Source organism: Saccharopolyspora soli (assembly GCF_022678645.1).
Lineage (GTDB): Bacteria > Actinomycetota > Actinomycetes > Mycobacteriales > Pseudonocardiaceae > Saccharopolyspora > Saccharopolyspora soli.
Genome location: NZ_JALBWV010000042.1, coordinates 1 through 24,631 on the forward strand (window position 1 = coordinate 1; position 24,631 = coordinate 24,631).

Genomic DNA, 24,631 nt, shown 5'->3' on the forward strand with positions numbered 1-24,631 from the left:
CTCCCCAGCGCTGATGGTACTGCACCCGCCAGGGTGTGGGAGAGTAAGACACCACCGACACACAACATGAAACCCCCTCCGACCATCCCGAATCGGGACGGCCGGAGGGGGTTTTTCCTATGTATTCACCAAACCAACCCGCAATGAAAAGGGTGGTTAGGTGTGGATGCGTCGGAGTTTTTTGTCGCAGCGGATGGCGGTGACGTTGCGGGATTCGACCCCGCCTGCCGTTGGAATCGACACCGACCCCGCGATTTCTTGGCCAACATGCCTTGGTCGTGCCGCACGTTCCCAGCTAGCGGCTTCGCCCGCTTCGCGCTGGCTCGTTCGACTCGCACGGCTCGGTCGACGGCGGCCTTGTTGCGGCTGGATGCGCGAGTTTCTGGTGTGCAGCGTTGTAGGTGGGCATTATGCGTGGATGCTTCGACGTTCATCGTTGGCCATCACACGCTGGAAACCTCGTGATCTGGTCGGGACCTCGTAGGCGGTCGTGTCGGCGACACGTACGCTCACGGCATGAGTGGTGCGCGGATTCTCGTCGTCCAGCCTTCGAAGCTGGATCCGCCTGGTCAGTTGGGGGAATGGTTGCTGGCTGCTGGTGCGGAGCTCGATGTTGTGCTCCCGGCCGAGGACCAGCTACCCGCGGACTTCGACAGGCATCAGGGTGTGGTCGTGCTCGGCGGTGAGATGGGTGTTTATGACGATCCAGATCATCCTTGGTTGGCCGACGTTCGCGCGCTGCTCAGCAGAGCGGTCAGCAAACGAGTGCCGGTCCTGGCTATCTGTCTCGGCGCCCAACTGCTCGCCGCCGCAACTGGTGGGCAGGTGCGTGCCGCGCGCAAGGGACCCGAGGCTGGCACTTTGCTGGTCGCGAAGCGGGATGCCGCAGCCGAGGACCCACTGCTCGGTCCGATGCCGTTGACGCCCGATGTGTTGCAATTCCATACCGACGAGATAACCGCACTGCCACCATCGGCGCAGTTGCTCGCCTCCTCCCCGAAATGCGACAACCAGGCGTTCCGGGTGGGGGACTGCGCATACGGATTGCAGTTCCACATCGAGACCACGCCGGACATCGTGCTGGAGTGGGCCAGGCTTTCCCCGGACGTGGCGGAGACAGTCCGTCCTGGGCAGCTGGAGCCGGAACATCTGGCGGAGTTCCACGAGGAGCTGGCCGAGACGTGGCAGCCGGTCGCGGAACGTTTCGTGCGGCTGGTCTCGACGCCGCCCGAGGAGCGCAGCACCAGCAGATTCCTACCGCTGGCGTGATTGTCGCCAGGTTGGCTCTTCAGCGGCAGCGGGTGCGGACTACCGTTCGGACATGGCCAACAGCAACTCGACGCGATCGGGTTCGGTGCCTTCTCCCGCACGCTACGGGTTCAGCGATGCGCCACGTGCCGAGGCCCAATTGAGACGAGCCGGTTGGTGGTCCGACGTCGGCCCGGAGGAGGCCGAGCCGATCGTGGCCGCGCTGTCGCGCACCCCGGACCCTGACCTGGCGCTGCACTCGCTCGACCGGTTCCGGGATGCCGCCGGTCCGACCTGGGCTGAGCTGGCTGGCGAACTGGTCAGCGATGTGGGGCTGCGCGGGCGTTTGTTCGGGGTGCTCGGTGATTCGACGGCATTCGCGGACCACCTCGTGGCGCATCCGGCTGATTGGCGCCGATTGCGCTCGGAGGCCGTCCAGCCCAGTACGCTCGAGGAGCGTACGTCGTTGTTGCTGGCGGCGGTGGAGGCCGACGGTGACGGTGTGCCGGGGACAGCGGGCGGTCCGGTCGCGAAGGTGTACGGCGCTGATGCGGTAAGCGTTCTGCGCAGCACTTACCGCGGGTTGTTGCTGGATGTCGCTGGCCACGACATGGCTAATGTCGCGGAGCCGTCGTTGCCGACGATGCCGTACGAGAACGTTGCCGCGACGCTGTCGGACGTTGCAGTGGCCGCTCTTCGGGCTGCGTTGTCGGTGGCCGTGGCGGAGCTGAAACGGTCCGGCGTGGGTGAGGTGCCCCGGCTCGCCGTTATCGCGATGGGCAAGTGCGGCGGGCGGGAGCTGAACTACGTCAGCGATGTCGACGTGGTGTTCGTTGCCGACAGCGAGTTGGAGATCCCGGCGGCGACTCGGCTGGCCAGCCTCATGATGCGGATCGCGAGCCCGGCTTTCTTCGAAGTCGACGCCGCACTGCGCCCGGAGGGTAAGGCCGGGGCATTGGTTCGCACCCTGGACGGGCATCTCAGCTACTACCGCAGGTGGGCTCGCACCTGGGAGTTCCAGGCGTTGCTGAAGGCGCGTCCGGTAGCCGGGGATGAAGAGCTCGGCGCGCGCTACCTCGAAGCGGTGCAGCCGCTGGTGTGGACCGCAGCGGAGCGCGAAGGCTTCGTGGTCGACGTTCGGTCGATGCGGCGACGGGTCGAGGACCACGTTCCGTCGGAGCTGGTCGAGCGCGAGCTGAAGCTCGGCCGCGGTGGGCTGCGGGACGTGGAGTTCGCCGTGCAGCTGCTGCAAATGGTCCACGGACGCAGCGACGACTCGTTGCGCTCGACGTCCACATTGGATGCCTTGCGGGCGCTGGGCGAGGGTGGCTACGTGGGTCGCACCGACGCCGCGGACTTGGTCGACTCCTACCGGTTCCTGCGCACTGTGGAACACCGGTTGCAGCTCCGGCAATTGCGCCGTACTCACCTGTTTCCGCCGTTCGACGACAGCGACGCGCTGAGCGCTCTCGCACGCGCGGTCGGTCTGCGTTCGTCCGGCCGCAACACTGCCGCGCAGGCTTTGGTCGCAGAGTTTCGCAGGCACAGCAACAGGGTTCGCCGCCTGCACGAGAAGCTCTTCTACCGGCCGCTGCTGGAAGCGGTCGCGAAGGTGCCGACTGCGGCGCTCCGGTTGACCACTTCGGCGGCTGTCGAGCGGCTGGCAGCGCTCGGCTACACGTCACCGGAAGGCGCGCTGCGGCACATCGGCGCACTGACGTCCGGAGTGTCGCGGCGGGCGAGCATCCAGGGCACGCTGTTGCCGATGCTGCTGGATCTGCTGGCGCGCACCCCGGATCCCGACGGCGGCTTGCTCGCTTACCGCAAGGTGTCCGAGGCACTTGCCGAAACCCCGTGGTACCTGCGGCTGTTGCGCGACGAAGGCGTTGTCGCCGAACGATTGGCGCAGCTGCTGGGCACCTCGAAATTGGTGCCGGAACTGCTGGTGCGTGCTCCGGAAGTGCTGCGCCTGTTGTCGGACACGCCTGCGCTGGCCGAACGCGATCCGATGGAGGCCGCGGCGTCGTTGCGCAGTGCGGTGGCGCGTTACTCGGATCCGCAGCGGGCGGTGTCCGCGGCACGGTCGCTGCGGAGGCACGAACTGCTGCGCATCGCATGTAGTGACCTGCTTGATCTGGCGGAACCAGCGGAGGTGTTCCGGGCGCTGTCCAGCATCTGGGTGGCAGTGCTGGAGTCGGCGCTGGACGTGTCCATGCGGGACGTCGCCAGCCGGTCCGCGGGTGAGGTTCCAGCGCGGATCGCGGTGATCGGCATGGGGCGCTTGGGCGGTGCCGAACTCGGTTACGGTTCCGACGCCGACGTGATGTTCGTGTGCGAGCCGATCGGCGGGGCTGACGAGATGACGGCCGTCCGGTTCGCCAGCTCGGTCGTCGAACAGGTGCGGCGGCTGCTCGGTGCGCCGAGCCAGGATCCGGCCTTGGAAGTCGACATCGACCTGCGGCCGGAGGGGCGGCAGGGGGCTCTGGTGCGGACCCTGGACTCGTACCTGGCGTACTACCGGCGCTGGGGTGAGGTGTGGGAGGCGCAGGCCCTGCTGCGGGCGCGTGCGGTGGCGGGCGATGCGGACCTGGGGGAGCGGTTCTGCCGGGCCATCGATCCGATCCGGTATCCCAGCGGTGGGCTGGACGAGCCGAAGATCCGGGAGATCCGCCGCATCAAGGCGCGGGTGGATTCCGAGCGGCTGCCGAGGGGGGCTGACCCGGCTACGCACACCAAGCTCGGGCGCGGCGGCCTGACCGACGTGGAGTGGACGCTGCAACTGCTGCAGCTGCGGCATGCGCACGAGTTCGTCGAGTTGCGCACCACATCCACGGTCGACGGGCTACGGGCCGCGGCTGGTGTCGGCCTGCTGGATGCCGGTGACGCCGACGAGCTCATCGAGGCTTGGACGCTGGCGATGCGCGTGCGCAACGCGGTGATGCTGGTCCGCGGCAAGCCCGGCGACCAACTTCCCAAGCAGACGCGGGAACTGAGCGCGGTGGCAGCCGCGCTGGGCTATCCAGCTGGAGTGGACACCGGCGAGGTCGTCGACGACTACCTGCGAGTGACACGGCACGCCCGCGCGGTGGTCGAGCGGGTCTTCTACGACTCGTGATCGCAGCGCCTAGGGTGGAACCATGACCACCGAGCTGCGCCAGGCTGAAGAACGCGACCATTCGCGGATAGTGGCGGCGATCGAGTCGTGGTGGACGGATTCCCGCAGTCCGGCGGCTGCGCGCGAATTGTCGCTGCTGGTGCCGCGGTTGTTTCTGCAGCATTTCTCCGGCACCAGCTTCGTGGCCGAGCAGGACGGTCGAATGGCGGGCTTTCTGGTCGGATTCCTGTCCTTCGACCGCCCGCAGGATGCCTACATCCATTTTGTCGGTGTCGATCCGGCGCTGCGCGGGAGAGGACTCGCGCGCCAGCTCTACACCGCATTCTTCGACACCGCTTCCCGCGCTGGGCGCAGCCGCGTGCACTGCATCACGTCCCCGGCCAACAGCGGATCCATCGGTTTTCACCGGCGCATGGGTTTCCAGTTGGTTTCGGGTGACGCCGAAATCGATGGGGTACCGGTGCACCAGAATTACGATGGCCGCGGCCACGACCGGGTTTGCTTCGTTCGGGATATTTCCCCGCTTCCCGCCCGCTGACCTGCACTGGAGCGTCCAACGCGGACTATCCGGACAAAGTAGTTGACAATTGTTCCATTGCCTGCGACTGCGGTAGTCCGATTGGTCCGGATGATGCATCGCGGTGCAACGCAGCTGCCGCGCGGTCCTCATTGGACCGCTTTTGGCGAACCCGGTCGGCGGTCCCGAATTCTCGAATTCGGCAGTAGCCTCGGCGATCAAGGGCAGGAGTGGTCGGCGATCGGGGGAGGAGTCGATGTCCGGGGACTTCGAGCTGCTCGTCGATCGGCAGGCGCTGTGCGGGGCGAGCCCGTTGTGGATGTCGGCGCTGAATTGCGTGCATTGGGTGGATCTCCTGCGTCGCGAATTGCACACCTATCACCGGGATTCCGGTGTCGACGAAGTGCGGGTGCTGCCAGGTGTGGTGACGGCGTTGGGCGCGACCCGGCACGGGCAGTTGATCGCCGCTGCCGGGCACGGCTTCGCGCGGGTGCATTTGGGGCGTGCCGCGTTGGAACCGGTTGTGCAGGTGCGCAACGGCGATCGGATGAACGTCGGCGCCTGCGACCCGGCTGGGCGGTTCGTGGCCAGCACCCTGACGCATGCCCGCGAGCTGCGTGCCAGTGCGTTGTACGTGCTCGAAGGCGCCCGTGCTCGCCTGCTGGTCGACGGCGTGACCGGTGCCGGTGGCCTGGCCTGGAGTCCCGACGGCAGCCGGATGTACCTGGTCGACATGCGCACCATCTGGGTCTACGACTACGACGTGGAACGGGCGCGCGCGGTTTCCGGGCGGCAGTGGGTGGTGTGCGCGGAATCCGAAGGCAGTCCGGAAGGCATCGCGGTGGACGCCGAAGGTTGTGTGTGGGTCGCCATGCACTGGACCGGTCGGATCCACCGGTATGCGCCCAGCGGGGACCTCGAAACCGTGCTGTGGGCGCCGACCAGGCGGATCACCAGCGTGACCTTCGGCGGTTCGCGGCTGGAGGAGATGTACGTGACCTCGGCCTGCTTCGGCTACGACGAGGACGCGTTGCTCGCGGACCCGTACGCCGGTGCGCTGTTGCGTTTCCGGCCCGGCACGGTTGGTGTGCCGATGGCGCCCTGGCAGGGGATCTGACCGGGCATCGCCAACCGCTGCGTTCTCGGACTAATAACACCAGGTGCTACCGCCTGGAAAAGCAGGCGGGGTGGGAACCGAGGTCCCCACCCCGCTCACCGGGCCGTTCAGCCGATCACACGTCGAAGTACAGCGCGAACTCGTGCGGGTGCGGCCGCAAGCGGATCGGGTCGATCTCGCCCTCCCGCTTCAGGCTGATCCAAGTCTCGATCAGGTCGGAGGTGAACACGCCACCCTCCAGCAGGAAGTCGTGGTCGGCTTCCAGGTTGTCGATGACCTTGGCGAGGCTGTCCGGCACGGTCGGCACGTTTTTGGCCTCTTCCGGCGGCAGCTCGTAGAGGTCCTTGTCGATCGGCTCCGCTGGCTCGATCTTGTTCTTGATGCCGTCCAGACCGGCCATCATCATCGCGGCGAACGCCAGGTACGGGTTGCCGGACGGGTCCGGGCACCGGAACTCGACCCGCTTGGCCTTCGGGTTCGCACCGGTGATCGGGATGCGCATGCAGGCGGAGCGGTTGCGCTGCGAGTACACCAGGTTCACCGGCGCCTCGAAGCCCGGCACCAAGCGGTGGTAGGAGTTCACCGTCGGGTTGGTGAAGGCCAGCAGGCTCGGCGCGTGGTGCAGGATGCCGCCGATGTAGTAGCGCGCGGTGTCCGACAGACCGGCGTAACCCGACTCGTCGTAGAACAGCGGGTTGCCGTCCTTCCACAGCGACTGGTGGGTGTGCATGCCGGAACCGTTGTCGCCGAACAGCGGCTTGGGCATGAACGTCGCGGTCTTGCCGTGCTGCCAGGCCGTGTTCTTGATGACGTACTTGAACAGCTGCAAGTCGTCCGCAGCGTGCAGCAGCGTGTTGAACTTGTAGTTGATCTCGGCCTGGCCACCGGTGCCGACCTCGTGGTGCGCGCGTTCGATGGTGAAGCCCGAACCGATCAACTGCTTGACCATCTGGTCCCGGAGGTCCGAGAAGTGGTCGTAGGGGGAGACTGGGAAGTAGCCGCCTTTGTAGCGGGTCTTGTAGCCCCGGTTGCCGCCGTCCTCGTCGCGCCCGGTGTTCCACCAGCCCTCGACCGAGTCGACCTCGGCGAAGGTCTTGTTGGCGTCCTCACCGAACTTCACCGAGTCGAAGATGTAGAACTCGGCCTCGGCGCCGAAGAACGCGGTGTCTGCCACGCCGGACTCGGCCAGGTACTGCTCGGCCTTGCGCGCGATGTTGCGCGGGTCGCGGCTGTAGGGCTCCAGCGTGAACGGGTCGTGCACGAAGAAGTTCAGGATCAGCGTCTTCTCGGCACGGAACGGGTCCACCCGGGCGGTGTAGGGGTCCGGCAGCAGCAGCATGTCCGATTCGTGGATCGACTGGAAGCCGCGCACCGACGAGCCGTCGAAGGCCAAACCCTCGGTGAACGCATCCTGGTCGAACGACGCGGCGGGCACCGTGAAGTGCTGCATCACGCCCGGTAGATCGCAGAACCGGACATCTACGAACTTCACGTCTTCATCAGCGATGAAGCGCAGGACCTCGTCAGGATTCTTGAACAACCTCGGTGGCTCCTTCACGCACTCGTACAGCTCACCGACGCCATGCAAAAACCCCGTCGCCGGCTCGGCGCCCACCGTATGTCATCGGTGTTGCCCTGCCGTCACTTCGATGTTTCATGGGCGTTAACTGCCACCTGTTCGGGTGGCCGCGGTTGCGGCCATCGGCCGACCGCGGTGCTCCGACGGCTGCACTGGCGCGGCACCGTACCCTGAATGACGTGCGAAGAGTCATCGGCTCGTGGCTGGACGGCCCGAAGGGTGCATTGAACCACGCGCGAGAGCAGGGCGACGAGGCGCGGCCCAAGTGGCGCGGCGAGCAGCTCGGACTGCCCGAGGACGGTCCTGGGGCCGCGGCGCCGCTGGGCAAGCGCGCGCTGGCGTTCCTGATCGACATCGTGCTGGCGGCGCTGATCACCGCCGCGTTCACGGTGCCGAACTACCCCGGTGACTGGAGTCTGTTGACCTGGTTCCTGATCACGGTCATCCCGGTGTCCTTCTTCGGCGTCACGCCGGGGATGGCGATGCTGCGGATCTGGGTCGCGCGGACCGACAGCACCGCCATGGTCGGGCCGCTGCGCGCGGTGTTGCGCTGCGGTCTGACGCTGCTGATCATCCCGGCGGTGGTGTGGAACTTCGACGGCCGCTCCTGGCACGACCGCCTCAGCGGCACCATCGTTCTCCGCCGCTGAGCCGACCGACGAAAAGCGGGCCCGGGTTGCTTTCCCGGACCCGCTTCTTCGGTCATGCGTTCAATCAACTCAAGGTGCGAACTACTTCGCGCGGCGGACGGCGCGTTGCACGTTGCGCATCTTGGCGCCCTGCGGCATCGGACCCTTGGGCATCGCGGTGCCGCGGCTGGCCAGGGCCGCCAGCCGGTTCTCGATCGAGTCGATCTGACCGGGACCGATGTTGCGGGGCAGCTTCATGATCCGCTGCTGCAACTTGCTCAGCCGGACCTGGCCCTCTTCGGTGCCGACCATGATCTCGTAGATCGGGGTGTCGCCGACCAGCCTGGCGACCCGCTTCTTCTCCTGCGCCATCAGCGACTTGACGCGGTGCGGGGAACCTTCGCCGACCAGCACGACACCTGGCCGACCGATCAGCCGGTGCACCGCGTCCAGCTGGGCCGTGCCCGCCACCGCCTGGGTCAACACCCACCGGCCGCGCAGGTTGTCCAGCGCCCACCCGGCCGCACCGGGCTGCCCGTCGGCCTTGCGGTAGACGTTGGCCTGCACCCGGCGTCCGAAGATGATCACGGCGGCCAGCAACCCGAAGGCCAAACCGGCTGGGAGGAACACCCAGTGCAAGGCCCAGATCATGCCCAGCAGGAACACCACGGCCGTCACACCGACGAACGCCCCGAGCATCAATGGGACGAGCAGCTTGTCCTCCCGGCGCTGCATCTTGAACGCCTCGAAGATCTGCTTGATGCGGCCCCGAGTCGCCTGGCGCCGTTGTTTGGCCGCCGCTTTCTTGGCGGCCTTGTCCTGGTCCTGCTTGGCCATGGTTTTCAGGATACGGCGCGGGTTCAACCAGGTGCAGTCGTGGTCCGGATGCGTGACCGACCCGTGAGCTCGGGCCGAACACTGCCAAGTGATGGGTGAAGGGCACCGCTTACCGACTTACTTGGTAAAAGGTGCCCTTCACCTCGGAAGATCAGCGGGCGAGGAGGCTGCTGGCCTCCTGGGCGGCGGTGCCCGCTTGGGCCAAGTGGGCGAGGTTGTCCGGGAGCGGCATGCCGCGGTGCACGGTCGCCTTGGCGTACAGGCGGCCAGCCCGGTAGCTGGAACGCACCAGCGGACCGGCCATCACACCGGGGAACCCGATCTCCTCGGCGGTCTTGGTGTGCTCCACGAACTCCTCCGGCTTGACCCACCGGTCCACCGGGTGGTGCCGCGGGCTGGGCCGCAGGTACTGGGTGATGGTGATGATGTCGCAGCCCGCGTCGTGCAGGTCCTGCAGCGCCGGGCGCACCTCGTCCGGCGTCTCGCCCATGCCCAGGATCAGGTTCGACTTGGTCACCAGGCCAGCCTCGCGGGCCATCGTGAGCACCTGCAGCGACCGCTCGTAGCGGAAGCCCGGTCGGATCCGGCGGAAGATCCGCGGTACCGTCTCGACGTTGTGCGCGAGCACCTCCGGCCGCGAGCCGAACACCTCGGCCAGCTGGTCGGGTTCGGCGTTGAAGTCCGGGATGAGCAGCTCGACACCGGTGCCCGGATTCAGCGCGTGGATCTGGCGGACCGTCTCCGCGTACAGCCAGGCGCCGCCGTCCGGCAGGTCGTCGCGGGCCACCCCGGTCACCGTCGAGTAGCGCAGGCCCATCGCCTGCACCGACTCCGCGACCCGGCGCGGCTCCTCGACGTCCAGTTCGGCCGGTTTGCCGGTGTCGATCTGGCAGAAGTCGCAGCGGCGGGTGCACTGATCACCGCCGATCAGGAAGGTCGCTTCGCGGTCCTCCCAACACTCGAAGATGTTGGGGCACCCCGCTTCCTCGCAGACGGTGTGCAGGCCCTCGCGGCGAACGAGCCCCTTGAGCTCCTGGTATTCGGGGCCCATCCGAGCGCGGGTCTTGATCCACGACGGCTTCTTCTCGATCGGGGTCTGGCTGTTGCGGGCCTCCAACCGCAGCAGCTTCCGACCTTCCGGCGCAACAGTCACGACGCCCAGGCTACGCCCCCGATCACCCGGGTCCGAAATGGTGAGAACGGTCACCACCAGCGCCGACACCAAGAGTTGTCAGCCGAGTTCGTGGGCGGCGGGTCGGTGGTGGACGTACTCGATCACCGTGCCGTCCGGGTGGCGGACGGTGAATCCTTCGCCGACCGGGGCCTGGAACCGCTGCTGGACGAATTCCAGCCCTTCCTGCTGAAAGCGCTGCTCGTACGGGCCGATGTCGGCGACCAGCAGGGTCCCGACGGTCTGGCGGAACGGGGCCAGCGACTCGTCGGTGCCAGCGATGATCAGGAAGCCGCCGACCGCGGTGAGTGCGAGGTCCTTCTCCGGGTAGGGCAGGACCATGTCGCGCTCGACGCCGAGCAACCGCTCGTACCAGGCAGTGGTGGATTCGTGTTCCTCCTGGGCGACGAACACGCGCACGAACGTCCGGGGTTGGGGCAGGTTCGAGGAGTCCGGGTTGCGGCGCCAGAGCTGTTGGGACACAGGTCGTTCCTTCCGGTCCTTCGGGGCTGCGCCCAGCGTGGTCGCAGGTGCTGATCGCAACCAGCAGCGGATCTGTGCGGTGACCGCAGGTCATAGGCTGGCGCGGTGAAAACCGCAGCGAACTTGCGGCGTCGGGAGCTTGGTGCATTCTTGCGCGCGGTCAGGGAGCACGTCGATCCGGCCGATTTCGGGATCGCGACCACCGGGCGGCGCCGGACTCCGGGCCTGCGCCGCGAGGAGGTCGCGGCGGCGTCCGGGGTCGGGGTGGCCTGGTACACGTGGCTGGAGCAGGGGCGGGTGCAAACCTCGCGCGAGGTTCTGGAGGCGCTGGCCCGCACGTTGCGGATGGGCCGCGATGAGCGGCGGCATCTGCTGGCGCTCGGGGGCTACTTGGGCGATGACGTCGTGGACGACGACGCAGCGGTCGAGTTGCTGCGGCCGATGTTGGACAGTTGGCCGTTGACGCCTGCGCTGGTGTTGAACCGCCGGTTCGACGTGCTAGCGGGCAATGCCGCGTACGCGGCGGTGTGGCCGGAACCCGTGCTGTCCGGTCGGCCGAACCTGCTGCTGGCGCTGGCGAGCAGTCAGCGGTTGCAGGAGATGCTGGTGCCCGAGGAGCGGTTCCTCTACGAGCTGTTCCTCCGCTTCCGGGCGCGCGCCGATCGGTTCCCGGACGATCCAGGTGTCCTGGAGCGGCTGCGGGAGCTGCGTCCGGACCTGGGGCACTGGTGGAACTGCCGGGCGGTGCGGGAGTTCGGCGGTTGGCCGGTGACGGTGTTGACCGGCGGCCGTCGCCTGCGGTTCGCGTGTTCGCTGTTGCAGCCGGACGACTCGACGACGGTGCTGGTCCAGGCTCCGGCTGACCCGGAAACGCGGCGGTGGGTGGGGCTCAGGAACTCGGCATGAGCTTTCGCAACCCGCCGCGCCGCGCGGTGCTCGGGGTGGCGCGCAGGAGTTTCAGGAAGGCCATGCCGACGCGGGCGACGTCCTTGGCGGGCTCGGTGTGCTCGGCGAGTCCGGCGGCCAGCGCCAGCATCCGCTGCTCACGCGCTGCGCATGTTTCCAGCGCAGGGTGCGCGCTGTGCTGGTCGAGCACGGCGCGGAGCACCGAGTTGTCCGCTGCGGTCTGACGCCACGCCGCTGTTACCGCCTCGACGCGGTCGCCGTGCGGAGCGTCTCCGGTTTCCACGAGCGCGACATCGATGCGGCCGGTCAACTGCTGGTTCCACTTGTAGTGCAGGGCGCGCAGCAGTTCGGCGGCATCGGTGAAGGGCGCGGGCACCTGGATGAGGGCCTCGGACGGGTTTCGACGAGCGTGGTCGAGCACCGTTTGGATCGCGTGTTGCCGCTGGTGGAAGTCGTGCCAACTCATGTTCGCTCTCCGGGGTCGGACCCGAGGTGATACCCCAGGTGTGCGGCATACCGAGAGTATGTTGGTGCACCGAAGGTACCACGGCTGCGTACCGTCGGTATGTCCTAGGGTTGTGAACATGGCGACAGCTCGACCACGACGTGTGGAGTACTCGGAAAGCACCAGGCAGGCACTGGTGGACTCTGCGGTGGAGCTGTTCACCGAACACGGCTACGCGGGTACGTCGCTGGACGAGATCGCCAAGCGCGCCCGAGTCACCAAAGGTGCCCTCTACCACCACTTCGGCGGGAAGCAGGCGTTGTTCGAGGCTGCCTTCGACGCCGTGGAGACGAACGTGGTGGCCCGGCTGGCCGAGGTCGTCTCGGGCACCGGAAGTCCGTGGGAGGCCACGAGATCCGGGCTGTGGGCCTTCCTGGAAGTCTGCCTCGAACCGTCCTACCAGCGCATCGTGGTGCAGGACGGACCAGCGGTGATGGGCTGGGAGCGCTGGCGGGCCGCCGAGGAGTCCTACACCTACGGGGTGCTGCGAGGTGTGGTCACGGCGCTGGTCGAGTCGGGGGAGATCGACCCGCTGCCGATCGATGCGCTGTCCCGGGTCATGTTCGGTGCCTTGTCGGCGGGCGCCACCGCGATCGCCGGATCCAGATCGCCGAAGCAGGCCCGCGCCGACATCGGCGAGTGCGTGGAGCGAGTGCTCGCCGGGCTGCGCACCGCCACGCAAAACGAGTTCGAAGACCGGCTCTGAGAGTTCCGCTGCGGCGTGGGTTAGATCTTGCTACTAGCCTCAGAAGCCGTGAGTGAGAACTTCAAGTTGCGGATCTTCACCGAGCCCCAGCAGGGCGCGACCTACGACGACCTGCTGCGGGTCGCCAAGCACGCGGAAACGACCGGCTACGACGCGTTCTTCCGCTCCGACCACTACCTCAAGATGGGGTCCGTCACCGGCGAGCCCGGTCCGACGGACGCGTGGGTGACGCTGGGCGGGCTGGCCCGCGAGACCAGCAGGCTCCGGTTGGGCACGCTGATGACCGCGGGCACCTTCCGGCTGCCCGGACCGCTGGCGATCTCGGTCGCCCAGGTCGACCAGATGTCCGGTGGGCGCGTCGAGTTCGGCTTCGGCAGCGGTTGGTACGAAGCGGAACACACCGCCTACGGCATCCCGTTCCCGTCGCTGGCCGAGCGGTTCGACCGGTACGCCGAGCAGTTGGAGATCATCACCGGTCTGTGGAGCACCCCGGCTGATGAGACCTACGGATTCGACGGCGAGTACTACCGACTGGCCGACTCGCCAGCGCTGCCCAAGCCGGTGCAGCGCCCGCGGCCACCGGTGTTGATCGGCGGGCACGGCAAGAAGCGCACGCCTCAGTTGGCCGCGCGGTTCGCCGACGAGTTCAACCTGCCCTTCGCCGACGTCGACACGGCCGCCGCGCAGTTCGAGCGGGTGGCTGCGGCCTGCGCCGCGATCGGCCGGGACGAGGCAGAAGTGGCGCGTTCGGCGGCTCTGGTGTTGTGCGTGGGCAAGGACGAGTCGGAGCTCGCCCGCCGAGCCGAGGCCATCGGCCGCGAGGTCGCGGAACTGCGCACCAACGGGTTGGCTGGCACGCCTGCCGAGGCGGTGGACAAGATCGGAACCTGGCGGGAGCGCACCGGCATCACCCGCCTCTACCTGCAGGTGCTCGACCTAACCGATCTCGACCACCTGGACCTGGTCGCCTCCGAGATCGCTCCGCAGCTCTGATTTTTCACTCATCACCAGTACGGAGTCGGGGGCGGAGTTGACCGGCGATGTCGGAGGCCGCGGTGAGCAGGATCAGGGCCGGGATCGTGGCTTGCGCGCGGAGCCGGTAGGAGCCCCGTTTGTCCTGCTCCACCAGGCCGCAGGCCGTCAGGCTCTTCAGGTGGTGGTAGAGCTGGCCGGTGGACCCCAGGCCCGCCGCAGCCTGCAGGGCCGCGGCGGGCTGGGCGCCTTCCTGGGCGAGCAGGCGCACGATGGCCGCGCGCGCCGGGTGCCCGAGCGCGGCCAGCACGTCGGTGCGCGGGCCGTCGTCCATGGCCAGCACCCAGGCGGGGTCGACGTCGATCCGCCACTGGAGTTTGACCGGGTCGACGAGGTTGCCCTCGTACTGCACGACACCACCGCTGGGTTCGACCGAGTCGGTGCGTTGGGTACCTTCCAGTGCCGCAACGCGTTCTTCGAGTGCCGCGATCCGCTGGTGCAAGTCCTCCGAGGTCACGCGTCGAGCTTGCCTCAGCCGGTGAGCGCCTGCGCGAGCCGGTCCCGCCACTCCGGCTGTTCCAAGGCCAGCAGCAGCGGCAGTCCCGGATCGCCCTTGCCGACCTGCTCCAACGTGATGTCGCCGTGCGCGAGCAGGGCCCCCGACGCGACGGTGCCGTCCTGTCTCCGAACCGACATCCCGCAGGTCAGGATCCCTGGCAGACTGCCGCCCTTGAGGCCGACCCCCAGCACTCCGGGCGGCAGGTGGCCGCTGAGCGGGCGCTCCAGGTGGGAACGGGCGACTGCGGCTGGGAAGGCGTCGGTGGCGATGGCGTGGTGCAGCCCGGCCAGTTGCGACGCGGTCGCCGACATCGTCTCCGAGCCCCATTCGCACTGCTGCTCGTACGGCGGCAGGCCACCCTGCATCAGCTGATCCAGCATGCGTTTGCGCAGGTCGACATCGTTGCTGAAGCGGCGTTCCAAGGCGTAGCCGAAGGCCCGCCGGATAGCGGGCGGCAGCTGCGCGGGCGGCGCGAGCTCCGGCAGCGCCAGGAACAGGTACTCCGCGCACATGGACCGGATGTCCGGCCGGGACCAGCCGCCCGCTGCGGCGGCTTGGCGCAGCGCGGCCTCGCCGAGCCGGTTGCGCAGGTAGTCGGGGGCGGCGCTGTCGCTGAACATGATCATGGCCGAGGCCATGTCATCGAGCGCCACGCGGTGTTCCGGATCCGCCGCGAACAGGCCCGTGGGATCGGTGGGGATGCCGAGGTATTTGAGCGTGTTCGCGTGCGCGAAGCCATCGGTCGGCACGTAGAAGCGCTCCCAGTCGCCGACGCGGATCTGCTCGTCGGGATCCAAGCGGCCCTCGGTGACAGCGATCGAATAGGCGGCCAGCGGTACCACCTTGACGGCTGAGGCGAGCGGCTCGGCGTTGTCCGGGCGGTGCACCAGCCGGTGTCCGCGCCCGTCGTGGACGACGAGTCCGAGCTGCTCGCGGTGCGTGCTGATCCAGTCCAGCCAGCCTTCCGGGGTCGACAGGTCCGGGCGGCTCGGGGGCGACTGCGCGATAGCGTTGGGCGCGATCAGAAACAGCGGCGCAGCGGCTGCGGCAGTGGCGAGCAGGCTGCGACGGGACAACGGCATGACATCCACTCCTCTGGTAATCCGTAATTCCGGAATACTAGAGGAGTGGAGTTGGGTTGTCAGTCGAAACCGATCAGCGCAGGCTCGGGTCCAGTGCGAGGGTCGCACCGGCGACGGTCGGTTGGCTACGCGGGATGTTGCGCTCGGCGACCGGCAGCACGCCGTCCAACGCATCCAGCACACCCTGCCGGACCAGCGGCAACGCCTCGGCGACGGTGATCGTGCGACCAGCTTCGAGGGTCAGCGAAGTGGTGCCCGCGTCGCTGATGCCGCACGGCACGATCCGGTCGAACTCGCTGAGGTCGGCGTTGCAGTTCAACTCCAGCCCGTGCATCGTGACGCCGCGCTGCACCCGGATGCCGATCGCGGCGATCTTGCGCTCCGGGCGCGCGTCGTCGGCGGGCAGCCAGACCCCGCTGCGGCCGTCGACCCGGCCCGCTTCGAGCCCGAACTGGTCGCACACCCAGATCAGCGCCTGCTCCAACCGGCGCACGTAATCGACCACGTCGATCGGATCGGCCAGTTTCATGATCGGGTAGCCGACGATCTGACCGGGTCCGTGCCAGGTGATCTTCCCACCTCGGTCCACGTCGATCACCGGCGTTCCGTCCGTTGGCCGGTCCTCCGACGTGGTGCGCTTGCCCGCGGTGTAGACCGACGGGTGCTCCAGCAACAGCAGGGTGTCCGGATTCCGCTCCTCGGCGCGGCCGGTGGCCAGCTCGCGCTGCAGGTCCCAGGCGGAGAGGTAGTCGATGGTTCCCAGGTCGCGCACTTCCACGGCGGCCGTTGATGCGCGGCACGAAATACTCACGCGGCCAGGCTACGCCCCGCGTCGACCGCCGGAATTCGACGAGCCCGCAAACCCGCGAACAGTGCGGATCACGACGCGACAGCCGCGGCCAGCGCCGACCCGACCGACGGGTGCTGGAAGGTGAACCCCTGCGCTTCCAGCACCGTTGGCAACACGCGCTGCCCGCCCAAGACCTGCTCGGCGAGTTCGCCGAGCACGGCCCGCAGTGCGAAACCCGGCACGATCCAAGGCGTGGGCCGTCCCAGTGCCTCGCCCAGCGCTCGGGTGAACTCCGCGTTGGTGACCGGCGCCGGGCCGGTGAGGTTGACCGGACCGGAGATCTCCGGCTGTTCCAGCACGAAGCGGATCGCGGCGACCTCGTCGTCCAGCGAAATCCACGGCAGGTACTGGGTGCCGTCGCCGAGCCGCCCGCCGAGCAGCATCGCGAACAGCGGTCGGAGCTGACCGAGCAGCCCGCCAGCTGGCGAGAGGACCGGGCCGCTGCGCAACAACACCACGCGAACACCGGCGCGGGCCGCTGCCTCGGTCGCGGCCTCCCAGCGCTGGCACAGGTCGGCGAGGAAATCCGTGCCCGGTTCGGAAGACTCGGTCACCGGCTTCGACCCGCTGTTGCCGTAGAAACCAACCGCGGACGCGTTGGCCAGCACCGGCACGTCTTGTTCGGCGACGGCCTCGGCGAGCACCTCGGTCGGGCGCACCCGGGAGTGCACCAGCAGCCGTTTGCGCTCCGGCGTCCAGCGCTTGTCGCCAACACCCGCGCCGCACAGGTTCACGACCGCGTCGGCGCCCTCCAGCGCGTCCGCGTCGATCTTCCCGGTCTCCGGATCCCAACCCCGCTCATCGGGGGCCGCGGGGAGCCTGCGGACCAGCCGGAGCACGTCGTGCTCGGCCTGCCGCAACGCCGCCACCAGAGATGTGCCGATCAAACCGGACGAACCGGCGACAACCACCCGCATGCCAAGAATCGTCCCGCACCGGTCAATGCGGTGCTAGCGGTCGTGAGGGCGTAACCGGGCCAGAGCCCGGTTGCGCACTCACGACGTCACAGGCCGAGGTCGGCCTCGAAAGCGCCTTCCTCCAGCCGCTGCTTGACCGTGGTCAGGAAGCGGGCGGCGTCCGCGCCGTCGACCAGCCGGTGGTCGTAGGACAGCGCCAGGTAAACCATCGAGCGGATCGCGATCGTGTCACCGCCGTTCTCGTCCGCGACCACCACCGGGCGCTTCACCACCGCGCCGGTACCGAGCATGCCCACCTGCGGCGGGTTCAAGATCGGCGTGTCGAACAGCGCGCCACGGCTACCGGTGTTGGTGATGGTGAAGGTGCCGCCGGAGAGCTCGTCGGGCTTGATCTTGTTGTTCCGGGTCCGCGCGGCCAGGTCGGCGATCTTGCGGGCCAACCCACCCAGGTTGAGGTCCCCGGCGTCGTGGATCACTGGCGAAACCAGGCCGCGCTCGGTGTCCACCGCGATCGACAGGTGCTCGGCACCGTGGTAGGTGACCTGCTTGTTCTCCTCGTCGATCGAGGCGTTCAGCTTCGGGTGCAGCTTCAGCGCCTCGGCCGTGGCCTTGGCGAAGAACGGCAGGAACGAGAGCTTGACGCCCTCGGACGCCTCGAAGCCCGCCTTGGCGCGCTCGCGCAGCCGGGCGATCCTGGTCACATCGACCTCGATCACCGTGGTCAGCTGCGCCGCGGTCTGCAGCGACTCGACCATCCGGCGGGCCAGCAACTGGCGCAACCGGGACATCTTCTGAGTTGTGCCGCGCAGCGCCTTGGCCTCTTCCGAAAGCTCCACCACCGGCGCCGGAGCGCTCGGCGCGGCGGCTGCGGCCGGGGCGGCTGCCGCGGCAGCGGGTGCCGGGGCGGTCTGCTTGGCGTCGATCGCGGCCTGCACGTCCTGCTTGCGGATCCGGCCCCCGACACCGCTGCCCTTGATCGAAGACAGATCGATGCCGTGCTCGTTGGCCAGCTTGCGCACCAGCGGCGTCACGTACGGCGTGCCAGCGGCCGGTGGCTGCGCGGCGGGAGCCGGAGCAGTCGGTGCGGGCGGCGCCGGAGGCGCGGGCGGAGCAGCGGCAGGCGGCGCGGGCGGAGCCGGGGCGGCTGCCGGAGCCGGAGGCGTAGGCGGAGCCGGGGCAGCCGGAGGCTCGGGTGCGGGCGGCGCAGCCGGAGCGGCGGCAGCCGCGCCCGCAGCGCCGATCACGGCGAGCTTGGCGCCGACCTCGACGGTTTCGTCCTCGCCAGCGGTGATCTCCAGCAGGGTGCCAGCAACCGGCGAGGGGATCTCGGTGTCCACCTTGTCGGTCGAGACCTCCAACAGCGGCTCGTCGACCTCGACGGTTTCACCGACCTGCTTGAGCCAGCGGGTCACAGTGCCCTCGGTGACGCTCTCGCCGAGGGCGGGCATGTTGACATCCGTGCCAGCTGCGCCACCGGCTGGCGCAGCCGGGGCCGCCGGGGCGGCAGGAGCCGGGGCTTCCGGCTGCGGGGGCGCGGGCTGCTCGGCGACAGGCTGTTCGGCCGGGGCGGCCGGGGCTGGCGCGGGGGCCGCCGCTTCGCTGCTGTCGGCGATCACGGCGAGCTCGGCACCGATCTCGACGGTGTCGTCCTCCTTGGCGACGATGCGCTGGAGCACACCGGCGGCCGGTGACGGGATCTCGGTGTCGACCTTGTCGGTGGAGACCTCAAGCAGGGGTTCGTCGACCTCGACGGTCTCGCCCTCCTGCTTGAGCCACCGGGTGATCGTTCCCTCGGTCACGCTCTCGCCGAGTGCCGGCATCTGAACGGAGAAGGCCATCTGTTGCTGACTCCTCGTGGTGTGGCGGGGTGCTGGCTGACTGTGTTGCCGACGTCAGCCGTGCACGTGCAGCGGCTTGCCGGCCAAGGCGAGGTGGGCCTCGCCCAGCGCTTCGGTCTGGGTGGGGTGGGCGTGCACCAGCGGAGCCACGTCCTCCGGCAGCGCTTCCCAGTTGTAGATCAGCTGCGCCTCGCCGATGAGCTCACCGACGCGATCGCCGACCAGGTGCAGGCCGACCACCGGACCGTCGGTGGCGCGGACCAGCTTGACCGCGCCTTGGGTCTTGAGGATCTGGCTCTTGCCGTTGCCAGCGAGGTCGTAGGTGAACGTCTCCACCGAGCCGTATTGTTCCTTGGCCGCCGCCTCCGTCAGGCCAACCGAGGCGACCTCGGGGTGGCAGTAGGTCACCCGCGGGATGCCCGCCTCGTCGATCGGCTGCGGGTTCAGCCCGGCGACGTCCTCGGCGATGAAGATGCCCTGCTGGAAACCGCGGTGCGCCAGTTGCAGGCCGGGCACGATGTCGCCGAGGGCGTAGACGCCCGGCAGGTTGGTGCGCAGCCGCTCGTCGGTGCGCACGAAGCCGCGGTCCAACTGCACGCCAGCGGCCTCGAAACCGTGCCCCGCGGTGTTCGGGCCGCGCCCGACCGCGACGAGCAGCACATCGGCGTCGTAGCTCTCGCCGTTCTCCAAGCTCACCGACACACCGGTTTCGGTCTGTTGCGCGCCGGTGAACTTCACGCCGGTCTTGAACTTGATGCCGCGCTTGCGGAAGGCGCGCTCCAGGCGTTTGGAGGCGAACTCGTCCTCGTTGGGCACCAGGTGCGGGAGGGCTTCGACGATGGTCACGTCAGCGCCGAAGGACCGCCACACGCTGGCGAACTCGACGCCGATCACGCCGCCGCCGAGCACCACGACCTTCTCCGGTACGAAGTCGAGGTTCAACGCCTGCTCGCTGGCGATGATCTTGCCGCCCAGTTCCAGACCGGGCAGCGTCTTGGAGTAGGAGCCGGTGGCCAGCACCACGTTCTTGCCGGTGTAACGGGTGCCGCCCACCTCGACGGTCTTGCCGTCCACCAGCGTCCCGGCGCCTTCGACCAGGGTGATCTTGTGGGCCTTGGCCAGACCCTGCAGCCCCTTGTGGAGACCGGCGACGATGTCGTCCTTGTACTTGTTGACCCCGTCGATGTCGATGCCTTCCAGTGCCGCGCGCACGCCGAACTGGTCGGCATCGCGGGCGGAGTCCGCGACCTCCGCGGCGTGCAACAGCGCCTTGGTCGGAATGCAGCCTCGGTGCAGGCAGGTCCCACCGAGCTTGTCCTTTTCGATAAGGACGACGGACAGGCCGAGCTCGGCCGCGCGGAAGGCGCAGGCGTAGCCGCCCGAACCGCCGCCGAGAATGACCAGATCGGCGGACGTGTCGGTCACTTCGCACTCCTCGACAGGCAACGTTGACTCGCTGACGGTGTCATCGGACTTAGAGGTCACGGGGCACCTGAGAGCCATCTTGTCACCACACGACGCGCCGATGCGACGTGGGCTGGGTGATCTGTGCTGCACCTGTCGTGCGTCACAGCGGCCGGAGATCGTTTTTCACGCCCACCCCATATCGGCGGTGGCATCATCGAACGCACGGCTGCTGTTTCCATCCCCCACGACGGGAGGCGAGTGCGGTGGGCCTGTTCGATAGGTTCCGGGGACGGCGTTCCGGTGTGTTGCGCGGTGCGAGTTCAGCTGATGCCGAGCACCTGATCAACTGGTCCGCGCGGCGCCAGGGCGTGGAGGGCTACCTGGAGCCGCGCACCACGGTGACCGAGACGACGCTGATGCTCATCGCGCACGACGGCGAGTGGACCCGGCGACGGGTGGACGGGCCCGCGGCGGCGCACCGGCTGACCCGCAAGATCGGCATTCCGCTGTACGAGGTGTCCAAGGTCGGCTATCCGCAGCGGATGCGGGACTACCAGGCCCGGCAGCGCATCCTCCGCGACCGGTCCCGCCGAGCGGCCGACAACTAGCTGGCGATTCCGCGCGAAGTTCGGGTGGTCTCAGTTGGCGATGCGCGTCGTCGGTGTGCAGTTCACCGGGAAGGTCACCGACTTGGCGATGTAGCACAGTTCGTGGGCCCGCTCGTGCAGCGCTTCGGCCACGTCGACGCTGGCCCGGTCCGCCACCGTGACTTCGGGCGCCAGTTCAACCGCTTCGAACTGCCCGGAGCCGTCCGGGTTCTCCGCGAGGATCCCGCGCGCCTGGTCGTGGTAGCCGGTGACCACCACGCCGCAGTCCGCGGCCAGGTGCAGGAACCAGAGCATGTGGCACTGCGACAGCGATGCGACCAGCAGCTCTTCCGGGTTGTAGCGGTCGGCGTCGCCCAGGAAGACCGGGTCCGCGGAAGCGTCGATGGCGTCCTTGCCAGCCGCGCGCACCTCGTGGGTGCGTTCGTAGCTGCGGTACGAGGTGGTGCCCTGCCCGGTGTTGCCGGTCCACACCACGTCGACCCGATAGCCGTGCCGGACCGCGGTGGACGCGTCCGGTGTCGTTTCGGTCATCGACCCATCGTGGCACTCCGCCGCGGGGCCGTGGCGATCCATTTGAGTTTCAGATCACAACTACGTCACCGCGGCGGAGTACGAATGCGCAGCGATCAGCCCTGGTCGGCGATGTCGGCCAGCACCGCCGCCATGGTGCGCACCGGGACGCCGGTGCCGCCCTTGGGCGTGTAGCCCCACGGCGAGTTCGAGTTGTACGCCGGACCGGCGATGTCCAGGTGCGCCCACTGCACGCTGTCGGCCACGAATTCCTGGATGAAGATGCCCGCCGCCAGCATCCCGCCCCAGCGGTGGCCGGTGATGTTGGCCAGGTCGGCGAGCTTGGAGTCCAGGTCGCCGCGCAGTTCCTCGGGCAGCGGCATCGGCCAGCCGCCCTCGCCGACGGCCTGCGACAGCCGCGCCACGCGGTCGCGGAACTCGTCGCTGCCCATCACGCCGGGGGTGCGCTTGCCCAGCGCCACCACCTGCGCCCCGGTGAGCGTGGAGGTCTCGATCAGGTAGTCCGGCTCGTCCTCGCAGGCGCGCGTGATGGCGTCGACCAGGATCAGCCGCCCCTCGGCGTCGGTGTTGAGCACCTCGACGGTCTTGCCGCCGTACATGGTCAGCACGTCGCCGGGGCGGTAGGCGGTGCCCGACGGCATGTTCTCGGCCATCGGAACGGTCGCGGTGATCTCCAGCGGGTAGTTGAGCCGGGCGGCCAGCACCATGGTGGCGATCACCCCGGCGGCCCCGGACATGTCCGAGGTCATCTCCTCCATGTTCGCGCCGGGCTTGAGCGAGATGCCGCCGGTGTCGAAGGTGATGCCCTTGCCGATCAGCGCGACCTTCTTGGCCGCCTTCGGGCCCTTGTGCCGCAACCGGACCAGCCGCGGCGGCCGCGACGAGCCGGCGCCGACGCCGAGGATGCCGCCGAAGCCCTGCTTGCGCAGCGCGTTCTCGTCGAGCACTTCGACCTCCAGGCCCGCGGCGCGCGCGAGTTCGGCGGCGCGCTCGGCGAAGGAGGCCGGGTACAGGTCGTTCGGTGGGGTGTTGATCAGGTCGCGGGCGGTGTTGACCGCCTCGCCGATCGCCGCGGCGCCCTTCAACGCGTGCGAGTTCGCGTCGGCCTTGCCGTCCGCGACCAGGAAGTCCACTTCGGACACCGGTGCGTTGTCGGACTGCGACTTGTACGCGGTGAACGCGTAAGCCCCCATCACGGTGCCCTGCACGGCCGCCGACAGTTCCACGGTCGACAGCGTGGTCGCGGCGTGCGTGACGCCGTTCAACGCGCGGGCAGCCGCCCCGGACGCCCGGCGCACCGCCTCGCCGGACACACCGCCATCTGACGCGGGCTTGCCCAGCCCGACGGCCACCAGGACGTCGGCGCGCAGCTTGCCGTTGGCGGGCAGCTTGACGACCTCATCCGCTTTGCCGGTCGCACCCAGCGAGGTGAGCACCTTCGCCAAGTCACCGTCGAACGCGGCCGCGACCTGATCAGCGCCGGGCGCGAGTTGCAGGCCGTCGCTGCCTTGAACGGTTCCGACCACCAGCGCGTCCACGGTCAGCTTGGCCACCGTGGTGTTGGTCAGGGCGAGTTTCGGGGTCGTCACGTGGTCATCCTCCGGGTCACGGCATGAAGGCTGCGGTGTCAGCAAAGCTCTTCGCACTCTAGAACGCCCGGCGTCGGCAAACCGACCAGGACGTCGGTAAGGCGTGGCGGTGCGCACACCACGCGTCGTTAACCTGACTGGGGTGGACGCCGGTCGCCAGGTGTCAGCCGACAGGCGGCTGCACGTGTCGACATTCGTCTGTAAGGGTGGTCGCGTGGCCCAACAGGTGGAATCGAGCGGCCAGCTCGCATCCGGAACCGGCGCGATTCCGCTCGCGCTCGGCGGGATGCTCGGCGTGGGCGTGTTCGTCGGCCCGGCCCCCGCAGCAGCGGCGGCAGGTCCGTGGCTGCCGTTCGGACTGCTGTTGGCGCTGCTGGCCGCCGCGTGCGCCGCGTCGGCGAGCGCGCACCAGTCCGTGGCCTACCGCGGTCCAGGCCCGACCTACGCGTGCGTCCGGGCCCGGATGGGCCTGTTGCCCTCGCGCGTCGGCGCCAGTGCGTATCTGGCCGGACAGATCGCGGCGATGGCCGCGATCGCCCGAGTACTGGGCGAGTTCTTGCTGCCTGCGGCCGCGCCGCAGGTCGCGGCGGCGGCGATCCTGCTGGTCGTGCTCTCGGCGACGATCGGGCTGCGGATCAGGGGAGGCGCCGCGTGGATCTGGCTCGCGTTGACCGTCGCGGTGCTGGCACTCGTGGTGGTCACGTGCTTCGCGATCGACCCGGTACCGCCAATGCCAGCCGGACGGCCGCTGGCCGACAGCGCGGTGGGCATCACCGGCGCGGCAGGTGTGCTGTTCTTCGCCTACCTCGGCTTCGAGCGGTTGACCGCGCCCGGCGCCGAGCAGGACCGGTTCACCTGGTCGGCGATGCGGCGCGGCACGGTGACCTCGCTCATCGCGGTCACCGCGGTGCTCGCGGCGGTGACGGCGGCGTTGGTACACCAACTCGGTTGGTCGCGGCTGGCGTTGTCGCCGACCCCCATCCGGGACGTCCTGACCGCCGCCGCGGCGTCCGATCTCGCGCCGTTGGTCGGTGTTGGCGCGGCAGTGGCGCTGTTGCCGGTGCTGCTCGGCGCCTTGGAGTCGTTCCGGTCGACGGCGTTGGCGCTGGTGCGCGATCGTGACCTGCCGCGCGCTCTCGGGCGCACCAGCGGCGCCGGGACGCCTTACCTGTTGGATGTGACCGCCGGTGTCGCCGCGGTGGCGGTCGCACTGCTGGTCGAGCCCGTTGCGGCGATGGCTTTCGCGGCATGTTGCCTGCTCGTGCACTCCGCCTTCGCGAACGCCGCGGCGCGTCTGCTGTTGGCCGACGACCGCACCTGGCCGATGCGCGCGGCATGCCTGGGCATGGGGGTGTCGGTTGTTCTGGCGATGAGCATGCCGATTTCTGCGATGCTTGCGACGCTTGCAGTCGTTGTTATCGGTCCTTTGGTGACGGGAGGGCTGTCCCGTCACTGGAGTTAAGGC

The 24,631-nt window shown here is 68.6% G+C and carries 23 protein-coding genes; 10 read left to right on the forward strand and 13 right to left on the reverse strand.

Features of this window, described 5'->3' with window-relative positions; translation table 11 throughout:
• The first annotated feature begins 516 nt into the window (after positions 1-516).
• From MOQ72_RS27635 to MOQ72_RS27650, 4 genes are all read left to right on the forward strand, one after another.
• Complete coding sequence (locus MOQ72_RS27635) at positions 517-1,269, forward strand: type 1 glutamine amidotransferase (protein ID WP_242188601.1); 753 nt, start codon at positions 517-519, stop codon at positions 1,267-1,269.
• A 52-nt stretch (positions 1,270-1,321) separates the two neighbouring features.
• Positions 1,322-4,363, forward strand: coding sequence for a bifunctional [glutamine synthetase] adenylyltransferase/[glutamine synthetase]-adenylyl-L-tyrosine phosphorylase (locus MOQ72_RS27640; protein ID WP_242188602.1), 3,042 nt, complete (start codon positions 1,322-1,324; stop codon positions 4,361-4,363).
• Positions 4,364-4,385: 22 nt separating this feature from the next.
• Positions 4,386-4,901 (forward strand): GNAT family N-acetyltransferase, encoded by a 516-nt coding sequence (locus MOQ72_RS27645; RefSeq protein WP_242188603.1) that lies wholly within the window; start codon positions 4,386-4,388, stop codon positions 4,899-4,901.
• 235 nt (positions 4,902-5,136) lie between these two features.
• Complete coding sequence (locus MOQ72_RS27650; RefSeq protein WP_242188604.1) at positions 5,137-5,997, forward strand: SMP-30/gluconolactonase/LRE family protein; 861 nt, start codon at positions 5,137-5,139, stop codon at positions 5,995-5,997.
• A gap of 115 nt (positions 5,998-6,112) precedes the next feature.
• Here the strand turns inward: MOQ72_RS27650 and glnA are convergent, their stop codons facing one another.
• Positions 6,113-7,537: a type I glutamate--ammonia ligase gene (gene glnA / locus MOQ72_RS27655; protein WP_242188605.1), complete on the reverse strand. Its 1,425-nt coding sequence runs from the start codon at positions 7,535-7,537 to the stop codon at positions 6,113-6,115.
• Between the two features lie 218 nt (positions 7,538-7,755).
• Here glnA and MOQ72_RS27660 point away from each other — a divergent pair, with 218 nt between their 5' ends.
• Complete coding sequence (locus tag MOQ72_RS27660; protein ID WP_242188606.1) at positions 7,756-8,226, forward strand: RDD family protein; 471 nt, start codon at positions 7,756-7,758, stop codon at positions 8,224-8,226.
• Between the two features lie 81 nt (positions 8,227-8,307).
• Here the strand turns inward: MOQ72_RS27660 and MOQ72_RS27665 are convergent, their stop codons facing one another.
• From MOQ72_RS27665 to MOQ72_RS27675, 3 genes are all read right to left on the reverse strand, one after another.
• Positions 8,308-9,042, reverse strand: coding sequence for a DUF4191 domain-containing protein (locus MOQ72_RS27665; RefSeq protein ID WP_242188607.1), 735 nt, complete (start codon positions 9,040-9,042; stop codon positions 8,308-8,310).
• Between the two features lie 151 nt (positions 9,043-9,193).
• Complete coding sequence (gene lipA / locus MOQ72_RS27670) at positions 9,194-10,195, reverse strand: lipoyl synthase (RefSeq protein ID WP_242188608.1); 1,002 nt, start codon at positions 10,193-10,195, stop codon at positions 9,194-9,196.
• A gap of 78 nt (positions 10,196-10,273) precedes the next feature.
• A complete protein-coding gene (locus tag MOQ72_RS27675; protein ID WP_242188609.1) occupies positions 10,274-10,696 on the reverse strand; it encodes a VOC family protein in 423 nt (140 codons plus the stop codon).
• Between the two features lie 105 nt (positions 10,697-10,801).
• Here MOQ72_RS27675 and MOQ72_RS27680 point away from each other — a divergent pair, with 105 nt between their 5' ends.
• Complete coding sequence (locus MOQ72_RS27680; protein ID WP_308197970.1) at positions 10,802-11,602, forward strand: helix-turn-helix transcriptional regulator; 801 nt, start codon at positions 10,802-10,804, stop codon at positions 11,600-11,602.
• On the opposite strand, the gene MOQ72_RS27685 is transcribed toward MOQ72_RS27680, so the two are convergent.
• Positions 11,586-12,068 (reverse strand): hypothetical protein, encoded by a 483-nt coding sequence (locus MOQ72_RS27685; RefSeq protein WP_242188611.1) that lies wholly within the window; start codon positions 12,066-12,068, stop codon positions 11,586-11,588. The two genes, MOQ72_RS27680 and MOQ72_RS27685, sit on opposite strands and share 17 nt — an antisense overlap.
• A 118-nt stretch (positions 12,069-12,186) precedes the next feature.
• Here MOQ72_RS27685 and MOQ72_RS27690 point away from each other — a divergent pair, with 118 nt between their 5' ends.
• Together MOQ72_RS27690 and MOQ72_RS27695 are read left to right on the forward strand one after the other, a co-directional pair.
• Entirely contained in the window at positions 12,187-12,813 is a 627-nt protein-coding gene (locus MOQ72_RS27690; protein WP_242188612.1) for a TetR/AcrR family transcriptional regulator, read from the forward strand.
• 48 nt (positions 12,814-12,861) lie between these two features.
• A complete protein-coding gene (locus tag MOQ72_RS27695) occupies positions 12,862-13,806 on the forward strand; it encodes an LLM class F420-dependent oxidoreductase (protein ID WP_242188613.1) in 945 nt (314 codons plus the stop codon).
• A 4-nt stretch (positions 13,807-13,810) separates the two neighbouring features.
• Here MOQ72_RS27695 and MOQ72_RS27700 read toward each other — a convergent pair whose 3' ends face one another.
• From MOQ72_RS27700 to lpdA, 6 genes are all read right to left on the reverse strand, one after another.
• Positions 13,811-14,302: an ArsR/SmtB family transcription factor gene (locus tag MOQ72_RS27700; RefSeq protein WP_242188614.1), complete on the reverse strand. Its 492-nt coding sequence runs from the start codon at positions 14,300-14,302 to the stop codon at positions 13,811-13,813.
• A gap of 14 nt (positions 14,303-14,316) precedes the next feature.
• A complete protein-coding gene (locus MOQ72_RS27705; protein WP_242188615.1) occupies positions 14,317-15,426 on the reverse strand; it encodes a serine hydrolase in 1,110 nt (369 codons plus the stop codon).
• A 73-nt stretch (positions 15,427-15,499) separates the two neighbouring features.
• Positions 15,500-16,231 carry a lipoyl(octanoyl) transferase LipB gene (gene lipB / locus MOQ72_RS27710; RefSeq protein WP_372495564.1) on the reverse strand — a complete coding sequence of 244 codons (732 nt, stop codon included), beginning with the start codon at positions 16,229-16,231 and terminating at the stop codon, positions 15,500-15,502.
• A 74-nt stretch (positions 16,232-16,305) separates the two neighbouring features.
• Positions 16,306-17,193, reverse strand: coding sequence for a TIGR01777 family oxidoreductase (locus MOQ72_RS27715; protein ID WP_242188617.1), 888 nt, complete (start codon positions 17,191-17,193; stop codon positions 16,306-16,308).
• An 86-nt stretch (positions 17,194-17,279) separates the two neighbouring features.
• Positions 17,280-19,031, reverse strand: a complete 1,752-nt coding sequence (sucB, locus tag MOQ72_RS27720) for a 2-oxoglutarate dehydrogenase, E2 component, dihydrolipoamide succinyltransferase (protein WP_242188618.1) — start codon at positions 19,029-19,031, stop codon at positions 17,280-17,282.
• 54 nt (positions 19,032-19,085) lie between these two features.
• On the reverse strand, positions 19,086-20,456 hold the full coding sequence (gene lpdA / locus MOQ72_RS27725; protein ID WP_242188619.1) for a dihydrolipoyl dehydrogenase: 1,371 nt from the start codon (positions 20,454-20,456) through the stop codon (positions 19,086-19,088).
• A 245-nt stretch (positions 20,457-20,701) separates the two neighbouring features.
• Here lpdA and MOQ72_RS27730 point away from each other — a divergent pair, with 245 nt between their 5' ends.
• The gene (locus MOQ72_RS27730; RefSeq protein WP_242188620.1) at positions 20,702-21,046 is read left to right on the forward strand and encodes an oxidoreductase; all 345 of its coding nucleotides are present in this window, start codon (positions 20,702-20,704) and stop codon (positions 21,044-21,046) included.
• Positions 21,047-21,076: 30 nt separating this feature from the next.
• On the opposite strand, the gene MOQ72_RS27735 is transcribed toward MOQ72_RS27730, so the two are convergent.
• Entirely contained in the window at positions 21,077-21,577 is a 501-nt protein-coding gene (locus MOQ72_RS27735; protein WP_242188621.1) for an OsmC family protein, read from the reverse strand.
• A 95-nt stretch (positions 21,578-21,672) separates the two neighbouring features.
• Positions 21,673-23,166, reverse strand: coding sequence for a leucyl aminopeptidase (locus MOQ72_RS27740; RefSeq protein ID WP_242188622.1), 1,494 nt, complete (start codon positions 23,164-23,166; stop codon positions 21,673-21,675).
• A gap of 214 nt (positions 23,167-23,380) precedes the next feature.
• Between MOQ72_RS27740 and MOQ72_RS27745 the strand changes: the two genes are divergently transcribed.
• Positions 23,381-24,628 carry an APC family permease gene (locus MOQ72_RS27745; protein ID WP_242188623.1) on the forward strand — a complete coding sequence of 416 codons (1,248 nt, stop codon included), beginning with the start codon at positions 23,381-23,383 and terminating at the stop codon, positions 24,626-24,628.
• The last annotated feature ends 3 nt before the right edge of the window (positions 24,629-24,631 follow it).

Coding starts and splice junctions, on each gene's coding strand:
- MOQ72_RS27635 (WP_242188601.1), top strand. CDS start 517: ATGAGTGGTGCGCGGATTCTCGTCGTCCAGCCTTCGAAGCTGGATCCG.
- MOQ72_RS27640 (WP_242188602.1), top strand. CDS start 1,322: ATGGCCAACAGCAACTCGACGCGATCGGGTTCGGTGCCTTCTCCCGCA.
- MOQ72_RS27645 (WP_242188603.1), top strand. CDS start 4,386: ATGACCACCGAGCTGCGCCAGGCTGAAGAACGCGACCATTCGCGGATA.
- MOQ72_RS27650 (WP_242188604.1), top strand. CDS start 5,137: ATGTCCGGGGACTTCGAGCTGCTCGTCGATCGGCAGGCGCTGTGCGGG.
- MOQ72_RS27665 (WP_242188607.1), bottom strand. CDS start 9,042: ATGGCCAAGCAGGACCAGGACAAGGCCGCCAAGAAAGCGGCGGCCAAA.
- MOQ72_RS27685 (WP_242188611.1), bottom strand. CDS start 12,068: ATGAGTTGGCACGACTTCCACCAGCGGCAACACGCGATCCAAACGGTG.
- MOQ72_RS27690 (WP_242188612.1), top strand. CDS start 12,187: ATGGCGACAGCTCGACCACGACGTGTGGAGTACTCGGAAAGCACCAGG.
- MOQ72_RS27705 (WP_242188615.1), bottom strand. CDS start 15,426: ATGCCGTTGTCCCGTCGCAGCCTGCTCGCCACTGCCGCAGCCGCTGCG.
- MOQ72_RS27715 (WP_242188617.1), bottom strand. CDS start 17,193: ATGCGGGTGGTTGTCGCCGGTTCGTCCGGTTTGATCGGCACATCTCTG.
- sucB (WP_242188618.1), bottom strand. CDS start 19,031: ATGGCCTTCTCCGTTCAGATGCCGGCACTCGGCGAGAGCGTGACCGAG.
- MOQ72_RS27735 (WP_242188621.1), bottom strand. CDS start 21,577: ATGACCGAAACGACACCGGACGCGTCCACCGCGGTCCGGCACGGCTAT.